Below are 18,861 nucleotides of genomic sequence, written 5' to 3' on the forward strand. Positions count from 1 at the left end.
TGTTAACCCACCAAGAAAACCGTCAGGCGCGGGACGGGATTTGCACCGGTGACGCGACAAACCATTTGACGCAGCTTGCTGCTCAGCCTGAGGATAAGGAGGTAGCCTTCCACCGCGTATATCGATGCGCTTGTCCGCAAAGGAGTGATTTCATGTCCTCTGAGTATCTCTCTCTGGAAAATAACCTGGTTCCACCGGCAGCAGCCATAAGCGGAGACAATCTTCTGGAGAAGGTTGCCGTCGACGTTTACCGCATTGGCTCCATGCTGCTCGGCGAAGGCGAAGAGGCCATCGAGCTGGCCGAACAGACGGTCGCGACTACGGATGTAGTCTCCAGCGATCCATGCGAAATTCAGCATCTTTCCCGTATTTCGGTGGCTGCCGGAGCGCTCGATCTGCTCCAGCACCGCACTCCGGAGTGGCTCGTTCCACCTCCGGCAGACTCCGGCCCGTCCAGTTGCATTGAAGATGATGAGCTGGATGCTGCTGGTGTAAGCCACGCCGAGTTGGAAGAGATGCTCAGCGGTTCCGACGCGCACCGCCTGCGCGAGTGGCTCGAAGAGCTCAATCCGCAGTTGCGGGTGATCTTCGTTCTGCGCGCGGTAGCCGCTCTTTCGTCGGTCGAGGTCGCCGTTCTGCTGGCGGAGCACGGCGGGCCGATTGCCCAGGACTGGACCCCGGATATGGTCCGCGGCAGTTTTCGTCAGGCGCTCTGTTCGCTTGCGTCTCAGCTTCTCCACGCATCCAATACCCGGTAGCACCAGGTAAGGCACAAGGTCCAATGCTGTCTTCAGGCTGTCCTCAAGTGGTGGAAATTCATGGATTCCGATCCATTTCCGCCGCTTTTATCGCCATGCGGGTATTGCGATCATTTGTTTCGGAACCCTCGCGGCCTGCTGATGCATCCATTACCTGCACATCAAAAAGAGTTGAGTGAGTGACGCCAACCAGAATGCAAAACCTGTTCCAGCCATTCGTTGCCCAGTTTAGGAGAGTTCTACCCTTTACGCTGGCAAGTCTCGCCGCCGCGACAGCTATCGTTGTGCCGGGAATCGCGCAAACCGTTGTTCCGCCAGGTTTAAGCGGCTCAACGGCGCCAACCAGCGCTGACTTTCAGGGCAGCATCACCGCAGGGCAAGCGACGGGAGACACCCTTTCGCTGACCCTCGACGATGCGGTACAGCGCGGACTCAAAAACAATCTGGGCCTGCTGCTTAGCGGCACCCAGACGGCGAATACACGTGGTCAGCGCCTTCAGGAACTCCAGGCCCTGCTGCCCTCCATCGACGCTTCCGCCAAGGAATCTCTGGCGCAGGTCGATCTGGCTGCCGAGGGACTCAAGATTCCGGGTTTCCCCACCATTATCGGTCCTTACGGATACACGGATCTGCGCGTCAACCTGAGCTGGAGTTTGCTGAATCTAAATGCTTTGCGCACTTATATGTCCGCGAAGCATAGCTTCAAGGCGGCGCAGCTTTCGGCTGAAGACTCTCGCCAGATGGTGATTCTCACTGTCGGCAACGCATATCTATTGGTGGTGGCCGATCAGGCCCGCATCGACACGACCGAGGCTGAGGTCAAAACATCCAAGGTTTCTCTCGATCAGGCATCGGATAGCCACGCTGCTGGTACTTCTCCCAAGCTCGACGTGCTGCGTGCCCAAGTCGATTACCAGAGCCTCGAACAGCAGTTGATCGTCGCCCGCAACCAGTTGGAAAAGGATAAGCTGGCGCTGGCCCGCACTATCGGTCTGCCGCTGGAGCAAAAATTCACGTTGGCCGATACGGTTCCTTACTCCGCTTTTGATCAGCCGAATGTGCAGGAGGCCATCAAGCAGGCTCTTGCCAATCGTAAAGATCGCTCGGCCTCGATTGAAACTACCGCTGCCGATGTCGATCAACGTAAAGCAGCTACCGCGGATCGTCTGCCTACCATCAAGGCAGAGGCGGATTATGGCGATATCGGCGTTAACGTACGGACCTCGCATGGCACGGGCAATGCAACTGGCACCGTGACCATCCCTATCTTTAAGGAAGCTCAGTTTCGGGGCGAGGCCGGCGTAGCGCAGTCGCAGTTGGATGAACAGCGCGACAAACAGAGCGATCTGGATGCACAGATTGAAGCGGATGTTCGCGATGCACTTTTGGATATCGCTTCATCGCAACAGCAGGTGGAGGTTTCGAAGTCGAACGTCGATCTCTCTACCGAAGCGCTGAGCGAGGCCCAGCAGCGCTATACCGCAGGTGTCAGCGATAACCTAGCGGTTTCTCAGGCTCAGCAGTCCCAGGCGCAGGCCAACGGACAGTACATCAACAGCCTCTACCAGCACAATGTAGCCAAGCTCAACCTGGCTCGTGCGATGGGTGTGGCGCAGAATTACAAAGATTTTTTGGGAGGTAAGTGAACGTGGCGGACTCTACTCCAGCCTCCGGCAACCAGCCGGATACAAAAGCGGCCCCCGAGGCTCAACCCAAGAAGAGCCGTCGTGGCCTGATTATCATCGTGCTTCTCGTACTGGTGATCGCAGGCGGACTCTTTTACTGGCACTCGACCTATACCGAAGACACGGATGACGCCCAGATCAATGGGCATCTTATCCAGGTCAGCTCCCGCATCAATGGGACGGTGCTGAAGGTCAGCGTGGACGAGAACCAGTATGTCGACAAGGGCGCCGTCATCGCCGAGCTCGATCCGGCCGATTACCAGGTTGCCGTTGAAAACGCGGAAGCCGCTCTTGCCAGCGCCAAGGCCAATGCCATCGCCGCTGGCGTCAACGTGCCCATTACCTCGATCAACACCGGCAGCACGTTGCGTTCCGCGGGTGCCGATGTTTCCGGCGCGCAGGCCTCGGTTCTGCAGGCTCAGAGCCAGGTGCAGGCAGCTCACGCCAAGGTTCTGCAGGCACAGGCTAACAACCTCAAGGCCAATCAGGATCTTGAGCGTTACAAGCCCCTGGTAGCCAAGGATGTGATCAGCAAGCAGCAGTACGATGCTGCCGTTGCAAATGCCGACGCAACCAAGGCCGATGTAGCCGATGCGATTGCCAGCGAGCAAGCCGCACAGCAGGGCGTGCTGGTTGCTAACCAACGCGAGTTCCAATCGAGGGCGTCGTATAAGTCCGCCGAAACCGGTCCTCAACAGGTCGCGGCTCAGCATGCACGTGCTCAGCAGGCCGAGGCCCAGGTCAAAGCGGCCCAGGCCCAACTCGATCAGGCCCAGCTCAATCTGAGCTATACCAAGATTGTGGCCCCGTCTAACGGCATCATTACCCGCAAAAATCTCGAACTCAACCAGAACATTTCGCCAGGCCAGAATCTTCTGACGCTGGTCTCGCTTGACGATCTTTGGATTACCGCCAACTTCAAGGAAACCCAGCTTCGGCATATCACCGCCGGGCAGTCGGTGGAGATTGATGTGGATGCCACCGGTCACAAGTACCACGGCAAGGTCACCCAGGTCGGCGGTGCAACGGGTTCTGTTCTCTCGCTCTTTCCGCCGGAGAACGCGACTGGCAACTATGTTAAGGTCGTCCAGCGCGTGCCTGTTCGCATCGACTTTACTGACCTGAAGGATGAGGATAATCATCACCTCCTCCGTCCGGGTCTTTCGGTTGAGCCAAACGTTCGCGTCAAGGACTAAGCAGGGCTTTTCGCATCAAGAACGCAGCATCAAAAATCAATGCCAAAACAAGGGACGCCATTTATTCGGATGGCGTCCTTTGTTCTTGAGGATGGAAAGCTGCATTCGCATAACTTTTCAGCGGTCCTCAATATTTACAAATTGCCATTCACAAATTGCGTATGCTTCTTGAGCATCACGGATCATCTATCCCCTCTGCTCCTACTATGATGAGGATCATGAAGATTCTTTCCGCTGCGGAGATGAACGCCTGCGACCGGGCTACCAGCGAACGCTTTGGCCTGTCACCCGCGCAACTGATGCAATCCGCCTCCAGCGCTGTCGCAGCGTTTGCACGGCAGCAGTTTCCCGCTGCCAGATGCATCACTGTTCTCTGCGGACGTGGGAACAACGGTGGCGACGGGATGATAGCTGCTCGCCTGCTCGCTGAATCGGGCTGCGCGGTAACGGTATTGCTGCTCGGGGATCCAGCCGGATTGCATGATGAACCGGCGACGGCGTGGAAATGGCTGACGGAGCATCTGGACTTGCTGGCAGCGGAGGCGATCCTGAGCGAGGATGATTTTGCCCGGCATTCTGAAGCGCTTACGGCTGATCTCGTCCTTGACGCTATCTGCGGCACGGGCTTCAAACCGCCCCTGCGTGGACTTCCGCTGGCTGCACTGAACTGGCTGCAGGCGGCCAAGTCTCCAGTGCTGGCAGTCGATCTGCCGTCTGGCTGGGATGCGGACGAAGTCAAGCTTCAGCCGACGGATGCTGATAATAAGCCGCTTCTATCTTTCCCCGCAGACGCCATTATTACGTTTACGGCTCCCAAGCCGGCCCACGTTTTCAGCCAGCTTACGCGCTACTGGTATCAGCCGGTCGTCGTAGCATCCATTGGCTCGTCTGAAGAAACAATCGTTTCCAGCCTGAATATTCGATGGACGGGCTCGGCCAAGGCCATTACAGAAGCGGTCCGCACGGTCGATTCGAACAAGGGGATGTACGGCCATGTGCTGGTAGTCGGCGGCAGTCCGGGTAAATCGGGCGCGCCGGGCATGACCGCGCTGGCAGCTCTGCGAACGGGCGCTGGCCTGGTTACGGCTGCGGTGTCTCCATCTGTGCTTTCGCTGGTGGCCGCGCTCGCGCCGGAGTTGATGACGCATGCGCTAATTGCAGATGAAACCGGGCAGATTTCGGCGAAGAATCTGGAAGCTGAAAATCTCAAAACGCTGCTGAATAAGATCACGGTTCTTGCCATCGGGCCCGGCCTTGGCGAAACCCCCGAGGCAGTCGAGTTTGCGTTAGGCCTGTTGGCTGCAACGCGTATTCCGGCTGTTGTCGATGCCGATGCTTTGAACGCCATCGCACGGCAGCCGGAAAAGCTGATCGAGCTGGCGAAAGATCGGACGATGGTTCTGACTCCGCACCCTGGCGAAATGGCGCGGCTGACCGGGCTGACGACGAAGCAGGTGCAGGCGGACAGGCTGAAGGTCGCCCGCGATTTCTCGGCCAAATACGGCGTGATTCTTGTGCTCAAAGGGGCTCGAACGCTGATTGCGCATCCAGATGGTTCGGTGGCGGTGAATACGACCGGGAATCCGGGAATGGCCAAGGGGGGCAGCGGTGACTTGCTGACGGGCTTTGTCGCCAGCCTGCTCGGCCAGCATCCGAAGAATCCTAAGCGGGCGGTGGAAGCGGCTGTCTACTTACATGGGCTGGCGGCGGACATCACGGTTCGCCAACATGATCAGCACACGTTGCTGGCGACGGATTCGCTGGCCTATCTCGACAAAGCGTTTCGCTTTCGCCCGTTTTCCTATGATTTTCGTCTCGGTTCCGGGTATGGTTGGTTGCAGGGATTACCCGCCGATTTTGGCGGTTTAGATACTCCAGGAGTGAGATGAGCAAAGAGCCCACGGTCCACGAATACGAGACAAAATCCAGCGCAGGAACCATCGCCATCGGGCGCAAATTGGCGGCTCTGCTTACGCCGCCGCGGCTGCTTATTCTGACGGGCGATTTGGGTGCGGGCAAGACCACGCTGGTCAAGGGAATCGCGACCGCGCTTGGAGCTGCTGACTCGGATGAGGTCACAAGCCCAACGTTCACGCTGGTCCATGAATACTCCGGCTCACTGGATGGCAAGCCGATCAAGCTGTTGCATCTTGATCTGTATCGGCTCGATGCCGAGCGCCAGCTTGATTCGCTTGGGCTGGATGAGATGCTGACCCCGGATGCGCTGGTGCTGATCGAGTGGGGAGAAAAATTCAAGAGCATCCGCAAGCGTGCTGACGGCGAGATCACCATCACTTCAGAGGGTGGGGATACGCGCAAGGTCGTGGTAAGGCTGAACTAGATCCTGCCTGGGAAATATAGGCAGGGCAATATAGGCAGAGAAACGTAAAAGCCCGTCTGCACTTCGATATACATGAGATATCGAAGTGCAGACGGGCTTTTTGCGGTTGAGCTTAGACTGCTGCCAGAGCCTGGGTCAGGTCGGCGATCAGGTCGTCTTTATCTTCGATACCGACAGAGAGACGCAGCAGGCCTTGTGTGATTCCGATGGCCTGACGACGCTCTTCGGTGAGCGCGGCGTGGGTTGTGGTGGCGGAGTGGGAGGCCAGCGATTCGACGCCGCCTAACGACTCTGCATTGAGGAAGAGCTTGACCGCACCGAGGACGCGTCCGACGGCCTCGCGGGAGCCCAGCTCCAAGGTCATCATGGAGCCGAAGCCCTTCTGCTGACGTACTGCGAGCTCGTGCTGCGGATGCGACTTGAGGCCGGGATAGAAGATCTTCTGGACTTTTGGGTGCGTCGAGAGGAATTCGGCAAGGGCGCGGCCGTTTTCTTCATGCTGCTTCATACGCAGAGGCAGCGTCTTGATGCCGCGGAGGACGAGGAAGCTTTCAAATGGCGAAAGAATGCCGCCCATTGCTTTTTGAATCAGGTGAAAGCGAGTTGCGTGTTCCGGCTTGCTGCCGACCAGGACACCGCCGAGGCCGTCGGAGTGTCCATTGAGGAACTTGGTCGTCGAGTGCATGACGATATCCGCTCCGAGCGCCAGGGGGCTTTGCAGGGCGGGCGACAAGAAGGTGTTGTCGACGCTGACTTCGGCTCCGCGGCTGTGGGCAAGCTCGGATACAGCACGAATGTCGGTGAGCTGCATCAGCGGGTTGGTCGGCGTCTCGACGTGGACCAGCCTAGTGGAGGGCTTGAGTGCTGCGGCGAGAGCATCCAGGTTGGTGAGATCGACATACTCGATCTGGATGCCGTAGTTCTGAATGACCTGATCGAGAAGCCGTGCCGTGCCGCCATAGACATTGTGCGAGCAGATGACGTGATCGCCGGTATGCAGCGGTGCGACGAGCGCGGTGATTGCAGCCATGCCGCTGCCGAAGACCTTGGCGTTTGCGCCGCCTTCAAGGGCGGCAAGTGCTTCTTCAAGACGGTCGCGGGTAGGATTGCCGCCACGCGAATAGTCCCAGCCTTTGTCGCTGCCGATGCCGTTCAGTTCAAAGGTCGATGAGAGATAGATGGGGACATTGACCGATCCGGTCTGTGGGTCGGGGTATTGTCCGGCATGGACGGCAAGCGTGGCGTATTTGTGTTCAGACATGAAGACTCCTGGCGCTGGGTGGCAACTCTTTAGCTTATCGTGGCCGACTTGTTATGGCTGATGAAGGCAATGGCCGAGGGGGGCAGGGTGCGCATTCAAGCTGCGGCCGGAAGCAGGATACGAATCCGCGTTGCACCAAAGCGTGTAATTGCGATCTCGTATTGAACAGGTCTGAAGCCCTTGAGGGTTGCGCGAATTTCCAGATGCTGGCCGCGCTTTCTGTCTTCAAAGGCAAACTTTCCGTTGCCGTCGGCGAAGGTCGATGCCAGTGGATGGCTATCTTTGGCATCGAGTAACACAACCTCGGCATAGGGTAGCGATATACCGGTACGGTCGATGACGAGCCCGTTCAAATGGCGCATGTGGATCGGTTTCTGATGAATGACCGGCTCTTGAGCCTGTAGTGCAGAGATGGAGCCTGCAAGCAACGCGCATGCGAATAAAGATCGCAATGCTTTCGACAGCATTTTCATAGTCCACCGTTAAAGATGTTCTTGGAGAGATAGCGTTCGGCAGAGTCGGGGATGACGATTGCGATGCGTTTGCCGGGGCCTAATTCGGTGGCGAGCGCGGCTGCAGCATGAACGATTGCGCCGGAGCTGGAGCCGCCGAGCAGGCCTTCTTCTGCGGCAAGGCGCTTGACCATCGTGAAGGCGTTGTCATCGCTGACGGCGACGATACGATCGCAATACTGGCGGTGGAAGGTTTCCGGAATGAAGCTGACGCCGATGCCTTCTACCTTATGTTTGCCGACCGGGCCACCTTGCAGAATCGAGCCCTGCGTTTCGACGGCGAGGGTGAAGATGGATGGATCTTTTTCCTTCAGGAAGCGGGCGATTCCGCTGAAGGTTCCGCCTGAGCCGACACCGGCTACGAAGCCGTCGATCCGGCCTTCCATCTGCTCCCATATTTCCTGTGCAGTTGTGTCGTGGTGGTAGTCGGGGTTGGATTGATTTTGAAACTGAAGGGCTACGAAAGCTCCGGGAATGTTGGCTGAGGCATCGCGGGCGCGGCGGATTGCTCCGCCCATGCCTTCTTCTTCCGGGGTGCGATGCACTTCGGCGCCGAAGCCACGCATGAGGATGCATTTCTCTTCGGCAAAGCCCTCGGGAACGAAGAGCAGAACCTTATAACCGCGATTGACGCCGATCAGGGCCAGTCCAACGCCGGTGTTGCCTGCGGTGGCTTCGATGATTGTCGAGCCGGGACGCAACAGGCCGCGTGCTTCGGCGTCGAGAATCATGCCCAGGGCAGCGCGATCTTTAATGCTGCCGCCGGGATTGAGAAATTCGAGCTTGGCGAAGATTCCGGCTGTCGTTGAGGGTGCGATGCGTCCCAGGCGCAGCATGGGCGTGGAGCCGACAAGTTGGGTGATGTCATCGGCAATGCGCAAAGTCGATGATGTTGTGCTTGCTGAAGACATAAGGTATTCAGTTTATCGTACTGGAGGATTCTGGCGGCTTTTGGGTGTGGGTCGGTTTGGGGTAGTTGTCTTTTGGGTTGGAGTGGGGGAAGCAGATTCCCTGCGGGAATGACAGACAGAAGGGCAAGGGCGGGGGCAACGGCAGAGGCAACAGCTAACAGCAGATTCCCTTCGGGAATGACAGACAGAAAAGCAACGGCAACAGCAAAAGCAAGGGCAACAGCAAGGGCAACGGTAACAGCAAGGGAAAGGGCGACGGCGTTAATTGCTGCTGGGAGGGTCTGTTGGAGTGGGTGGTGTGGTCGAAGCTGGTGGCTTTGTGCTGCCGGGGGTTGCGCCGTTCTTTACTGTGGGGAAGTAGCCGGTGCGGGTGCGGACAACGAGTTTGCCTTCGCCTTTGGCCTGGGCGAGCACGGTAATTTTGCGGAATCCTGGCTCGGTGCTCGGCTTGGTGGAGTGGTAGCCGAGGGTGTATTGGCTGCGAATGTCGCGGGCAACTTCGGCTGCGATTTCATCGACTTGATCGAGTGATTTGGGAAAAAAGGCGATGCCGCCGGTTTCGCCGGAGAGCATTTCGAGTGCGCGTCTTGCGTGGCGCACTTCGCTGTGGGACATTTCATCTCCGAAGAGCAGGCCGATGGTGTAGATGACGGGGCCGGAGAGCTGTTGTACGCGGCGGATAGCCTGTTCGAGATTGAGGGTGCTGGCGTTGTCTTCGCCGTCGGTGATGATGACGATGACCTGCTTGGGGCGCTTGGCATCGGCGGCGAGTTTGTCGGCGGAGGCGACTACGGCATCGTAAAGGGCGGTTCCTCCGCGAGATTCGAGATGCGACAGGCCATCGCGCAGTTTATTTACGTCCGAGGTGAACTCCTGGTCGATATAGGCGTCATCGGCAAAGTTCACGACGAAGGCTTCGTCCTTGGGGTTCGAGGCGAGGATGAGATCGAGTGTGGATTTGTTGACGGCCGGGCGCTTCTTGAACATGGAGCCGGAGTTATCGACGACGAGGCCGATGGAGACGGGGATGTCCTGATGCTGGAAGCTGAGCAGGGCCTGCTGCACGCCGTCTTCCTGGACCTTGAAGTTTTCGCCCTTGAGGTCCTGAACGATGTGTCCGCTGTTGTCGAGCACGGTTACGTTGAGGGAGACTTCTTCCACATCGCTGCGGAGGATGAAGCCTTTTTTCGTTTTGGCAACGGTATCGTCAGCGGCGATCGTGCTGGCTGGCGCGTCGGGAGATCGAACCGGGTCGCGGTCGATGGTGAGCGGCGCTGTCGATTGTGTCTGTCTGCCGGCGGCGGGGGTGGACTGTGCCGCCCATCCCGTTAGCGGGAGAGCACTGAGGCCGGCACTCATGAGTATGAGGAGCGGGCCGGCGAAGAAGCGGGTTGTGAGCAATTTAGTGCAGTGGGGCATAGTAACCGGTGCGCGCATGGACAGTCAGGGGAGGCAGGCCCTGCGGAGGCACCAGCTTCACCTTCACTTTACGCCACTTACCGTCTCGCTGCATGGATTTGGGGTTGTAACCAAGTACATACTGGTTGCGCAGCTCGGTGGAGATCTTGATGGCAATATCATCCATATCGGCCAGGTCGTCGACGCGGAACATGCGGCCACCGGTTTCTTCGCTCAGATCATTGAGCAGGATGGGCCCCATACGCTCCTCGGTGGTAGGCGCATAGGGATCGAAAATGCCGATGGAGTAGATTTGAACGTCGGATTCGCGCACCTGGGCTTTGACTTCGCCCTCGGTGTAACGTGAGCGATTGTCGCCTCCATCGGAGACGACGAGGAGGGCTTTGCGGTCGTTGCGGCCGAATTTCATCTTGTCCATACCGAAGTAGATGGCGTCGAGCAGCGCTGTGCGATGGCCGGAGCGAACGGTTTGCAGGCGGGCCTCGATGTCTTCTACCGAGCTGGTGAAGTCTTCAATCAATTCCGGGCGATCGTTGAATCCGATGACGAAGAATTCGTCCTGGGGGTTGGCTGTTTTCATGAATTTAAGGATGGATTCGCGGGAGCGGATGAGCTTCGAATTCATGGAACCGGAGAGGTCCATGATGATGCCGATGGAGATGGGTGCGTCTTCGCAGGAGAATGTCTTGAGCTTTTGCGGCGCATTGTTTTCGTAAATGAAGAAATCATTCTGATCGAGGCCGGTGACCAGGCGGTTCATAGGATCGGTGATGGTGACGGGGAGCAGAACGAGGTCGACATCCAGACGCAGTTTGGCGCCGGGCGCGGCTTTCATTGCGTCCGCGCCGGTGAGTGCAGGGGCTTCTGCTCCCTTGGGCTCCGCTGTACTGGGGGTTGCGGTGGTGGATGGCGGAGGGACGTGAACCTTGTCGAGCGGGTTGTCCTGGGCGAGGATGGGCTGGGCTGACAGAAGGACAAGCAGGAATGCGCCCGGAACGGCAGATGACAGCAGGCGATGCCGATGGCGGAGAGCATTGGCAGCCGATGCAACGTGCGAGTGTGGGATAGCTGGATCTTTCATGTCGCCTACCCGAATTGTGCAGCCGATATTAGCATGGATGATCGACCCTTGTTGTCACCGGTTTTGGTGAGATCGAAGTGCTGTCAGAAGAACGTTCCAGCGCAGTTTTGGATTGGGCGGCTGGGATACAATCGAGCGATGCTGGACCGCTCAGCCAGGGATACGATACGGGCGGTCGAGAGCTTTTCATCTGCGAACGCCTGGCTCTGGGGAGCGCGACATCATCCGGCATAGTCTGCAATTTGTACGTTCTGGCATGGCGTGCTCGGGTTTGTACCGGGGCCGGAGCGGTGACATCTTGAGTCGGCGAGCGGGTATTCGGACGGGTTTTCTGATGGCGGCTGGGCTGCTGCTGGCCACTTCTCCGTTGGCCACTTCTCTGCTGGCCCAAGGTACGGCTCCTGCTGCTGGTGGCGCCAGACCTGTACAGGCTCAAACAGCTCAGTCTCAACCCACTCAGGTCCAACCTGCTCAGGTTCAGCAGGCTCAGCCCGCCCAGATACAGGCAAATCAGTCAGCGCAAACTTCGCCTGCCGCTCCTCGCCCTACTCGATTTGTGGTGGTGCTGGATGCGGCGCATGGAGGCGATGACAGCGGAGCGCAACTGGACAACGCAGTGGCGGAGAAAACCGTGACGCTGGCCTTGAGCGTACAGCTTCGCTCGTTGCTGGCGGCACGGGGATTTGCCGTGGTGACTACCCGCGAATCCAATGTGAGTATCGATTCGGATGCGAGGGCGCAGGTTGCGAATCATGTTCCGGCGGCAGCCTGTATCAGTTTGCATGCTTCGATGATCGGCTCGGGCGTGCATGTTTTTGTTTCTTCGCTGGGGCCTACGACGCCGACGAGGTTTCTGGCGTGGAAGACGGCGCAGTCGGCATACGTGACACGGAGTTTGAGGCTGGCGAGCACGGTCAACAGCGCATTGCAGCACAGCTCCGATTCGGGTTCCGGGGCGATTCCGGTTTTGCTGGCGAGGACTTCGCTGGCGGGTGTGGATAGCATGGCTTGCCCGGCGGTTGCGGTCGAGGTTGCTCCTATACGGGATACAGACAGGACGATCACCACGGCTGTTACCGATACCGGATATCAGACGCAGATTGCTCAGGCACTGGCGGCGGCCCTGCTGGAGTGGCGGACGGAGCTGCTTGGGGATGGGCCAGGTAGCGGTGGGGCGGTGCGTCAGCCATGATTCCTCGTTATCAAAAGATTGTTTTCTTTGTACTGCTGGTGGTTTCGATTGCTATGGCTGCGGTGCTGGTGCGGCTGCGGGAGCGGGCTCATGAGCGGCTGTTGCGCGGCGAAGATTTTGCTCCGACTACGGCCCCGGCAGTTGCTCCTGCTGAGAAGGCGACGTTGCTGGTGGCGAATGACATGGATGGAACGCTGGTGACGGAGGAGCAGTCTCTGCCGCTGCCCGTCGATGCGGAGGCACGTGCCCGGGCGCTGCTTGAAAAGCTGCTGGAGCTGTATGCCAGTCCGGGGTCGCTGCATCCGGTGCCGGGTGTGCCGCGTGCTGTGGAGCAGGTGTTTCTGCTGTCGCCTGCGCCCAAGGGGGCTGGCCTGCATTCGGGGCAACTGGCGGTAGTCAATCTGGCGGGAGCCTTTGCGGATGGACATCCAGCGGGGATTGAGGCGGAGACGCTGACGGTACTCTCGATCTGCGGAACGCTTCATGCGAACCTGCCACAGATTACCGAGGTGCGTTTCCTGGTGAATGGAGCGCCGCGCAAGACGCTGGCGGGCCATGCCGATCTGACTCGAACGTATCTAACGACCGAGGCGGAGTCTACAGGTACTGCTGGCGATGTTGGAGCGGGAGCCAGGCCTTGAGCGTGAACGCAAGTTCGGACACAAATATGAAAACAAAGGTTATTGAGCAGAGCACGGGTGCGGGTCCGGTGATTGGGGTCTTCGATTCGGGATTTGGCGGCCTGACTGTGCTGAAGGCGCTGTTGCATCGCATTCCCAATGCGAGCTTTGTTTTTCTGGGCGATACGGCGCGTTTGCCTTATGGATCCAAGTCGCAGCGGACGATTGCGCGGTATGCGTCGGAGAGTGCGCAGTTCCTGGTGCATGAGCAGAAGGCGGAGTATCTCGTAATCGCATGCAATACCGCGAGTGCGCTGGCGCTGGATGCGATCAAGGATTCTGTGCCTGTGCCGGTGCTGGGCGTAATTGAGCCGGGTGCTGCCGCGGCGGCGGCTAGTTCGCAGAGCCGGGATGTGATGGTGATTGCGACCGAGGCCACGGTGGCCAGCCATGCTTATGCTGCGGCCTGCCGGGCGCAGGGGCTGCGTGGTGTGGAGAAGGCTTGTCCGCTGCTGGTACCGCTGGTTGAAGAGGGATGGACAGACCATCCGGTGACGGCTGAGGTGGTGCGAATTTATCTGGACGAGTTGCTGGCGGAGGCGCGGACGGCAGGGCAATCTCCCGACACGCTGGTGCTGGGATGCACGCATTATCCGCTGTTGCGCGCGATGTTTGAGCGGACGGTGCCGGAGGGAGTGCGCGTGATCGATTCGGCGGAGGCAACGGCGGAGGAAGCGGCGCGGCAGTTGCAGGCTCATCCGTTATTGGCGCAGGCTGCTGGAGTGCCGTCGATTCGCTGCTTTGCTACGGATTCTGTCGAGAAGTTTGAGCGGCTTGGATCGCGATTTCTTGGATTGCCGGTAGGCAAGGTGGAGCTTGTCGATCTCGGTGGGTAACTGCATGTTTGCGGGCTGATTCCGCAGAGTGAGATGCGGTCCTGCGGTGATCCAGCATTTCGTTTGCGGGGGCTGGTATTCTGAATGGCGTTTGCCGGACCGTTCTTTGGATAGAGTGGTCTGGTTGTGGAAGGAGAGTTTTTCAATGAGTGGTTTAGTAGATCTGACTGGAAAAACGGCGGTCGTGTTTGGGTTGGCCAACAAGCGTTCGATTGCGTGGGGAATCGCGCAGAAGCTGCAGGAGGCCGGTGCGAGCCTGGCTATCTGCTACCAGAATGAGCGCCTGAAGGCGGAAGCGCAGGGGCTGATTGACGAGTTGCCGGGAGCCGAGGGCTTTCAGTGCGATGTATCGAGCGATGCGGAGATCGACGCGCTCTTTGCCAAGCTCAAGGAGCGGTACGGCAAGCTGGATGTGGTCGTTCATGCGGTGGCTTATGCGCTGGCGGAGGATATGCATGGCGACTTCCTCAATACGAGCCGCGAGGGATTTCGCATTGCGCATGATGTGAGCGTGTATTCGCTGATTGCGGTTTCGCGGGCTGCTGCTCCGTTGATGACCGATGGCGGCAGCATCATGACGCTGACCTACTTTGGCGCGGAGAAGGTTGTGCCTAACTACAACGTCATGGGCGTTGCGAAGGCGGCACTCGAAGCGACTGTACGGTATCTTGCTTCGAGCATGGGACCACAGAAGATTCGCGTGAATGCGATTTCTGCGGGACCGATTCGCACGCTGGCGGCACGTGGCGTAGGAGCGTTGGGCGAGATGCTCAAGGCGCATGCGGAGAAGTCTCCACTGCGGCGTAATGTGGATCAGATTGAAGTCGGCGGCACTGCGCTTTACCTGGCCAGCGGCCTGTCGACCGCTGTAACGGGCGAGACGATTTATGTGGACTGCGGCTACAACATTATGGGATTCTGAGCTTCTTCCCGGCAGTTAAGGCAATTCGCTGCACCGCTCTTGTTGGTATTTTGCGCGGAAACGGCCGGGCTTGAAGCGAGGAATTTTTATGGCTAACTTGAGTTACGCAGTGCCCGGGCTGGTGCTCGGGCCTGGTAGTGGATTTTCGCAAGAGGTGCAGGACTTTCAAAGAGACCTGCGCTCGCTGGGTTATATCGCGGGGCCGATCGATGGGCAGTTTGGCAACGGCACAGCTCTTGCCGTTGCTGCCCTGATTTACGATCTGCAGAATTACGATGGATCCGGCACGGATGGCGATGCTCCTGTTGCAATCAAAAAATACAACCAGGGTAGTTTGACGGGACAGGCGGATCAGGCCCTGGTGACTTGTATTGCGGCGATGCTGGACGATGACAGCTATCCCAAACTTCCTGCATCGGGCGATCCTGCCGGAGATAATCTGCGCGCTCTGACGGCTATCCAGGCGATGCCAAATCCTGGCGTACCGCTGCCGTATCTGCTGGCGATCGTGAACCAGGAAAGCGCGATGCGCCACTACCAGGTGCCGACACGCGGCAACATCGATAACTTCGTAACGATTGGGCTGGACCGGAACGATCCGAATAATCCTGCGAGGATTACTTCGCGGGGGCATGGCATTGGGCAGTACACGCTGTTTCATCACCCACCCACGGCAGATGAAGTGCAGTCTTTCATTCTCGACCCGGTAAAAAATGTAAGTAAGACGATCTCGGAGATGACGGATAAGTTCGCTAACTATGTTCTTGGGCCGACGGCTTCCCAGGTAGCGGATGATCGCGTGGCGGAATACGGTCATGCGGCCTTGAATCCGTGCAAGTATCCACAGGGCGATTCGAGGTTTCAGGCCGATTGCGTGAACTGCCTGAAGAGCGCGCCACCGGTGACGATCACTTCAGGAACGACCTTGTGGTACGAGGGTGCTTCCGGTACCTACGCACGGACTCAGTATCATGTCGGCAGCTACAGCAATGTTCCGCAACGAAGCAAGATCGGCTGCGACTGGCCGTATGCGGCGAGGCGGTTCAATGGCAGTGGGGTCAACTCCTTTGACTACCAGGCGGAATTTTTGCTGAAGGTGCTGGCACAGGGATAGTTTTCGTTCAGGAGATAGGTGAAACCATGCTGCCCGCGGAGAGAGAATCTTTGCGGGCAGTTTTGCGACTGGCAGTTGCCGAGGGGCGAAGATCCGCCGAGGATGTGCGATTTATTCCTTGAGCCGCGATTTATTCTTAGAACATATGACGGCGAGTGGTGTTGGTGCTTCAGATCCAAAGTTCGCGCATGTGCAGCGGCTGTTTGCCGGATTGCGTGCTGGTGAGACGCGAGCGCTGGCGCGGGCGGTTTCGCTGGTGGAGGACGACGCGGCCGAGGCTGTGACGCTGCTGGATGCCTGCCGGGAGAGTTTGGCGGGTGCAGAACGGGTGCTGCGTATCGGGATCACCGGTCCTCCGGGTGCGGGCAAGAGCACGCTGGTGGATGCGTTGGCCCGGGAGTTGCGCGCGCAGGGTCGAAGGGTGGGGATTGTGGCTGTCGATCCATCGAGCCCATTTACAGGCGGAGCGATTCTGGGGGATCGCATACGGCTTGGCGAGTTTGCGGCAGATGCCGGCGTGTACATGCGTTCGATGGCTACGCGGGGCCACCTTGGCGGCCTGGCGAAGGCAACCGACGATGTGCTGACGGTAATTGAGGCATCCGGCAAAGACGTGCTGCTGATCGAGACGACTGGCGTGGGGCAGGGCGAGATTGAGGTTGTTGGCCTGGCCGATGTGGTGGCTGTAGTGCTGGTGCCGGGGATGGGAGACAGCATTCAATCGCTCAAGGCGGGCGTGCTGGAGATTGCTTCTGTCTATGTTCTGAACAAGGCGGATCGTGAGGGTATTGAGCGCCTTGAGCAGGAGATTCAGGGGCTGCTGGTGCTTTCTGCCGTGGTGGCTCCCGCTGGAGTGAAGGCGGATGCGCCTCCAATTCTGCGCACGGTTGCGACTACCGGGGCAGGTGTGGCAGATCTGCTGGCAGCTATGGATGCGGCGCCGCGAAATTCTGCTCGGAAGAGTGCAGTTCGTCTGGGGGCGGGGGCTGTGCCGGATGCGCGTGTGGTGCTGGATGCGCGCCCGGTTATGGATGCAAGTCCTGTGCTGGATCATCTGGGTATCGCGGTTCGGTCGCTGGATGCTTCGCAGAGACTGTACGCGGCGTTGGGAATGGCTGTCTCCGGTGTTGAGGAGATTGCGAGTGAGCGCGTGCGGGTTGCGATGCTGTCGGCGGGTGAGAGTCGCATCGAGTTACTTGAGCCTACCGAGAGCGATTCGGCGGTGGGGCGTTTTCTTGCCAAGCGCGGCGAGGGGTTGCATCACATTGCGCTGCGGGTGCCTGATCTGGCGGCGACGGTGGCGAAGTTGAAGTTGCAGGGAGTTCGGCTGGTTTCGGAGACGATCCAGATAGGCGCGGGTGGGCACCGGTATGTGTTTGTGCATCCGACGAGCGCCAATGGAGTGCTGCTGGAGCTGGTGGAATCTGCGTACGAGGGGGAAAGAAGTTGATTTTGCTCAGTGTTGATACCTGTGGACCGTCTGGTTCGATTGCCCTGGGAAGAGTTGTGGATGGACGGATTTTGCTGCTGGGGCAAACGGAACTGGCGGGGGGCGAATATGCCGCCGCGCTGGTGCAGGGGATCGCAGATTTGTTGTCGTCTGCGGGACTGTCGGTCGCGGATCTGGCGGGTATTGTGGCTGTCGCAGGGCCGGGGAGTTTCACTGGGATTCGCATTGGGCTGAGCACTGTCAAGGCGCTGGCTGAGGCAGGCGGTTTGCCAGTGGTGACGGTTTCGCGGCTTGTGTTGCTGGCGGATCTGGCGAAGACGCGCTGCGCCGCCCTGGACGCGCATCGGGGGCAGGTCTTTCTGGGTATTTACGAGGACGGTGTGGCTCGGGAGGTTCTGGTTACCGCGGGTGAGTTTACGACGGTTTCCCGCTTGCCAGGGCCGGTGGCTTTCTGCGAGGAGACGGTCGCTCACCTGCTGGAGACGGTGGTGACGGATGTGGAACTGGCACGGACTGCCGCGCCGACCGCTGCGGTGGCACTGGAGTTTGCAATGGGCAAGTGGCAGGCGGGCGAGTTCGCCGATGTTGAGTCGCTGGATGGATATTATTTGCGTGGCGCCGATGCGAAATTGGCAGTCAGATAGGGTTGAGTGGTGAGTTTTTTCGTACGCGCGATGCGCGAGTCGGATATTGAGAGGGTAATGACGATTGCGGCTTCGTTGGCTGAGGCTCCGCATTGGCCTCGCGAGGCGTATATCGCTGCGATTGCGCCGGACAGCACTTTACGCCGAGTAGCGCTGGTTGCTCAATTTGCGGATGGAGTGGCTGGGTTTGTGGTGGCCAGTGTGCTGGCTCCTCAATCTGAGCTGGAGTCAATCGCGGTAACTTCGACAGCGCAGAGGCAGGGGGTTGCGACGGCCCTGCTGCGGGAGTTGACCGGCGAGTTGTCCGCCTCCGGCGTTGAGGAACTGCTGCTTGAGTTGAGGGCTTCCAATGCCCGCGCGGCTGATTTTTACGAGCAGTACGGCTTTATGCCTGCGGGCAGGCGGCGAAGCTATTACCAGGACCCGGTGGAAGACGCGCTGTTGCTCCGGCTCAATCTGCCTAAAAACAAATCCTGATCTTGAAGGTTATCCACACTTTGGTTTGCAACCTGTAGTTTTGTGGGTTGCAGTGGCCGATTCATCAGGCGTATATATTCGAGCAGAGGTGTCCAATGGATGAACCACTCGAAGCAGAGTTGAATGCGGAGATCGGTCGCCTGTTGACCGAGCACAGGCGCTATTCTTCGCGTTTGGACGAACTGGTGACCAAGCCATACCTTTCCACTGATGAGCAGTTGGAAGAGGTTCGGCTGAAGAAACTGAAGCTTCATGCAAAGGACCTCATTTCGGCCCTGGAGCAACGTAATACGGCGGTAGCTTAGGCCGGAATAGCTTACGAGCCGGAAGTAAATTTGAATGCCGACGGGGGTACTTGCCTCCCTGGTTGGCAGGGATGTAG

The 18,861-nt window shown here is 58.6% G+C and carries 19 protein-coding genes; 14 read left to right on the forward strand and 5 right to left on the reverse strand.

What is annotated here, in order from left to right; genetic code table 11:
- The first annotated feature begins 152 nt into the window (after nucleotides 1-152).
- From OHL19_RS17170 to tsaE, 5 genes are all read left to right on the forward strand, one after another.
- Nucleotides 153-758 carry a sigma-70 RNA polymerase sigma factor region 4 domain-containing protein gene (locus OHL19_RS17170; RefSeq protein WP_263359007.1) on the forward strand — a complete coding sequence of 202 codons (606 nt, stop codon included), beginning with the start codon at nucleotides 153-155 and terminating at the stop codon, nucleotides 756-758.
- Between the two features lie 179 nt (nucleotides 759-937).
- Nucleotides 938-2,404: a TolC family protein gene (locus tag OHL19_RS17175; protein ID WP_263359008.1), complete on the forward strand. Its 1,467-nt coding sequence runs from the start codon at nucleotides 938-940 to the stop codon at nucleotides 2,402-2,404.
- Between the two features lie 2 nt (nucleotides 2,405-2,406).
- Nucleotides 2,407-3,639, forward strand: a complete 1,233-nt coding sequence (locus OHL19_RS17180; RefSeq protein WP_263359009.1) for an HlyD family secretion protein — start codon at nucleotides 2,407-2,409, stop codon at nucleotides 3,637-3,639.
- Between the two features lie 218 nt (nucleotides 3,640-3,857).
- Nucleotides 3,858-5,528 carry an NAD(P)H-hydrate dehydratase gene (locus tag OHL19_RS17185; protein WP_263359010.1) on the forward strand — a complete coding sequence of 557 codons (1,671 nt, stop codon included), beginning with the start codon at nucleotides 3,858-3,860 and terminating at the stop codon, nucleotides 5,526-5,528.
- Nucleotides 5,525-5,980: a tRNA (adenosine(37)-N6)-threonylcarbamoyltransferase complex ATPase subunit type 1 TsaE gene (tsaE, locus tag OHL19_RS17190; RefSeq protein WP_263359011.1), complete on the forward strand. Its 456-nt coding sequence runs from the start codon at nucleotides 5,525-5,527 to the stop codon at nucleotides 5,978-5,980. Before OHL19_RS17185 ends, tsaE begins: the two co-directional genes overlap by 4 nt.
- 112 nt (nucleotides 5,981-6,092) lie before the next feature.
- Here the strand turns inward: tsaE and OHL19_RS17195 are convergent, their stop codons facing one another.
- The 5 genes from OHL19_RS17195 to OHL19_RS17215 form a co-directional block, all read right to left on the reverse strand.
- A complete protein-coding gene (locus tag OHL19_RS17195; RefSeq protein WP_263359013.1) occupies nucleotides 6,093-7,241 on the reverse strand; it encodes a trans-sulfuration enzyme family protein in 1,149 nt (382 codons plus the stop codon).
- 95 nt (nucleotides 7,242-7,336) lie between these two features.
- Nucleotides 7,337-7,714, reverse strand: a complete 378-nt coding sequence (locus OHL19_RS17200) for a carboxypeptidase-like regulatory domain-containing protein (RefSeq protein WP_263359014.1) — start codon at nucleotides 7,712-7,714, stop codon at nucleotides 7,337-7,339.
- Nucleotides 7,711-8,664, reverse strand: coding sequence for a PLP-dependent cysteine synthase family protein (locus OHL19_RS17205; protein WP_263359016.1), 954 nt, complete (start codon nucleotides 8,662-8,664; stop codon nucleotides 7,711-7,713). The genes OHL19_RS17200 and OHL19_RS17205 overlap by 4 nt, the downstream gene beginning before the upstream one ends.
- A gap of 261 nt (nucleotides 8,665-8,925) precedes the next feature.
- Entirely contained in the window at nucleotides 8,926-10,083 is a 1,158-nt protein-coding gene (locus tag OHL19_RS17210; protein ID WP_263359017.1) for a VWA domain-containing protein, read from the reverse strand.
- A complete protein-coding gene (locus tag OHL19_RS17215; protein ID WP_263359018.1) occupies nucleotides 10,067-11,164 on the reverse strand; it encodes a VWA domain-containing protein in 1,098 nt (365 codons plus the stop codon). The genes OHL19_RS17210 and OHL19_RS17215 overlap by 17 nt, the downstream gene beginning before the upstream one ends.
- A 298-nt stretch (nucleotides 11,165-11,462) precedes the next feature.
- On the opposite strand from OHL19_RS17215, the gene OHL19_RS17220 reads away from it, so the two are divergent.
- The 9 genes from OHL19_RS17220 to OHL19_RS17260 all read left to right on the forward strand — a co-directional run bounded on the left by OHL19_RS17220 (nucleotide 11,463) and on the right by OHL19_RS17260 (nucleotide 18,784).
- Nucleotides 11,463-12,356 (forward strand): N-acetylmuramoyl-L-alanine amidase family protein, encoded by an 894-nt coding sequence (locus OHL19_RS17220; RefSeq protein WP_263359020.1) that lies wholly within the window; start codon nucleotides 11,463-11,465, stop codon nucleotides 12,354-12,356.
- On the forward strand, nucleotides 12,353-12,997 hold the full coding sequence (locus OHL19_RS17225) for a GerMN domain-containing protein (RefSeq protein ID WP_263359021.1): 645 nt from the start codon (nucleotides 12,353-12,355) through the stop codon (nucleotides 12,995-12,997). The genes OHL19_RS17220 and OHL19_RS17225 overlap by 4 nt, the downstream gene beginning before the upstream one ends.
- Before the next feature lie 26 nt (nucleotides 12,998-13,023).
- Complete coding sequence (gene murI / locus OHL19_RS17230; RefSeq protein WP_263359022.1) at nucleotides 13,024-13,872, forward strand: glutamate racemase; 849 nt, start codon at nucleotides 13,024-13,026, stop codon at nucleotides 13,870-13,872.
- A gap of 145 nt (nucleotides 13,873-14,017) precedes the next feature.
- The gene (locus OHL19_RS17235; RefSeq protein ID WP_263359023.1) at nucleotides 14,018-14,794 is read left to right on the forward strand and encodes an enoyl-ACP reductase FabI; all 777 of its coding nucleotides are present in this window, start codon (nucleotides 14,018-14,020) and stop codon (nucleotides 14,792-14,794) included.
- 88 nt (nucleotides 14,795-14,882) lie between these two features.
- Complete coding sequence (locus OHL19_RS17240; protein ID WP_263359024.1) at nucleotides 14,883-15,908, forward strand: peptidoglycan-binding domain-containing protein; 1,026 nt, start codon at nucleotides 14,883-14,885, stop codon at nucleotides 15,906-15,908.
- A 118-nt stretch (nucleotides 15,909-16,026) separates the two neighbouring features.
- On the forward strand, nucleotides 16,027-17,358 hold the full coding sequence (gene meaB, locus OHL19_RS17245; protein WP_263359025.1) for a methylmalonyl Co-A mutase-associated GTPase MeaB: 1,332 nt from the start codon (nucleotides 16,027-16,029) through the stop codon (nucleotides 17,356-17,358).
- A complete protein-coding gene (tsaB, locus tag OHL19_RS17250; protein WP_263359026.1) occupies nucleotides 17,355-18,002 on the forward strand; it encodes a tRNA (adenosine(37)-N6)-threonylcarbamoyltransferase complex dimerization subunit type 1 TsaB in 648 nt (215 codons plus the stop codon). Before meaB ends, tsaB begins: the two co-directional genes overlap by 4 nt.
- A gap of 9 nt (nucleotides 18,003-18,011) precedes the next feature.
- Nucleotides 18,012-18,479 (forward strand): ribosomal protein S18-alanine N-acetyltransferase, encoded by a 468-nt coding sequence (gene rimI, locus OHL19_RS17255; RefSeq protein ID WP_263359027.1) that lies wholly within the window; start codon nucleotides 18,012-18,014, stop codon nucleotides 18,477-18,479.
- Between the two features lie 95 nt (nucleotides 18,480-18,574).
- A complete protein-coding gene (locus tag OHL19_RS17260) occupies nucleotides 18,575-18,784 on the forward strand; it encodes a YdcH family protein (protein WP_263359028.1) in 210 nt (69 codons plus the stop codon).
- Nucleotides 18,785-18,861: the final 77 nt, after the last annotated feature.

This window comes from Acidicapsa ligni (assembly GCF_025685655.1).
In the GTDB taxonomy this organism is placed as follows: Bacteria; Acidobacteriota; Terriglobia; order Terriglobales; family Acidobacteriaceae; genus Acidicapsa; species Acidicapsa ligni.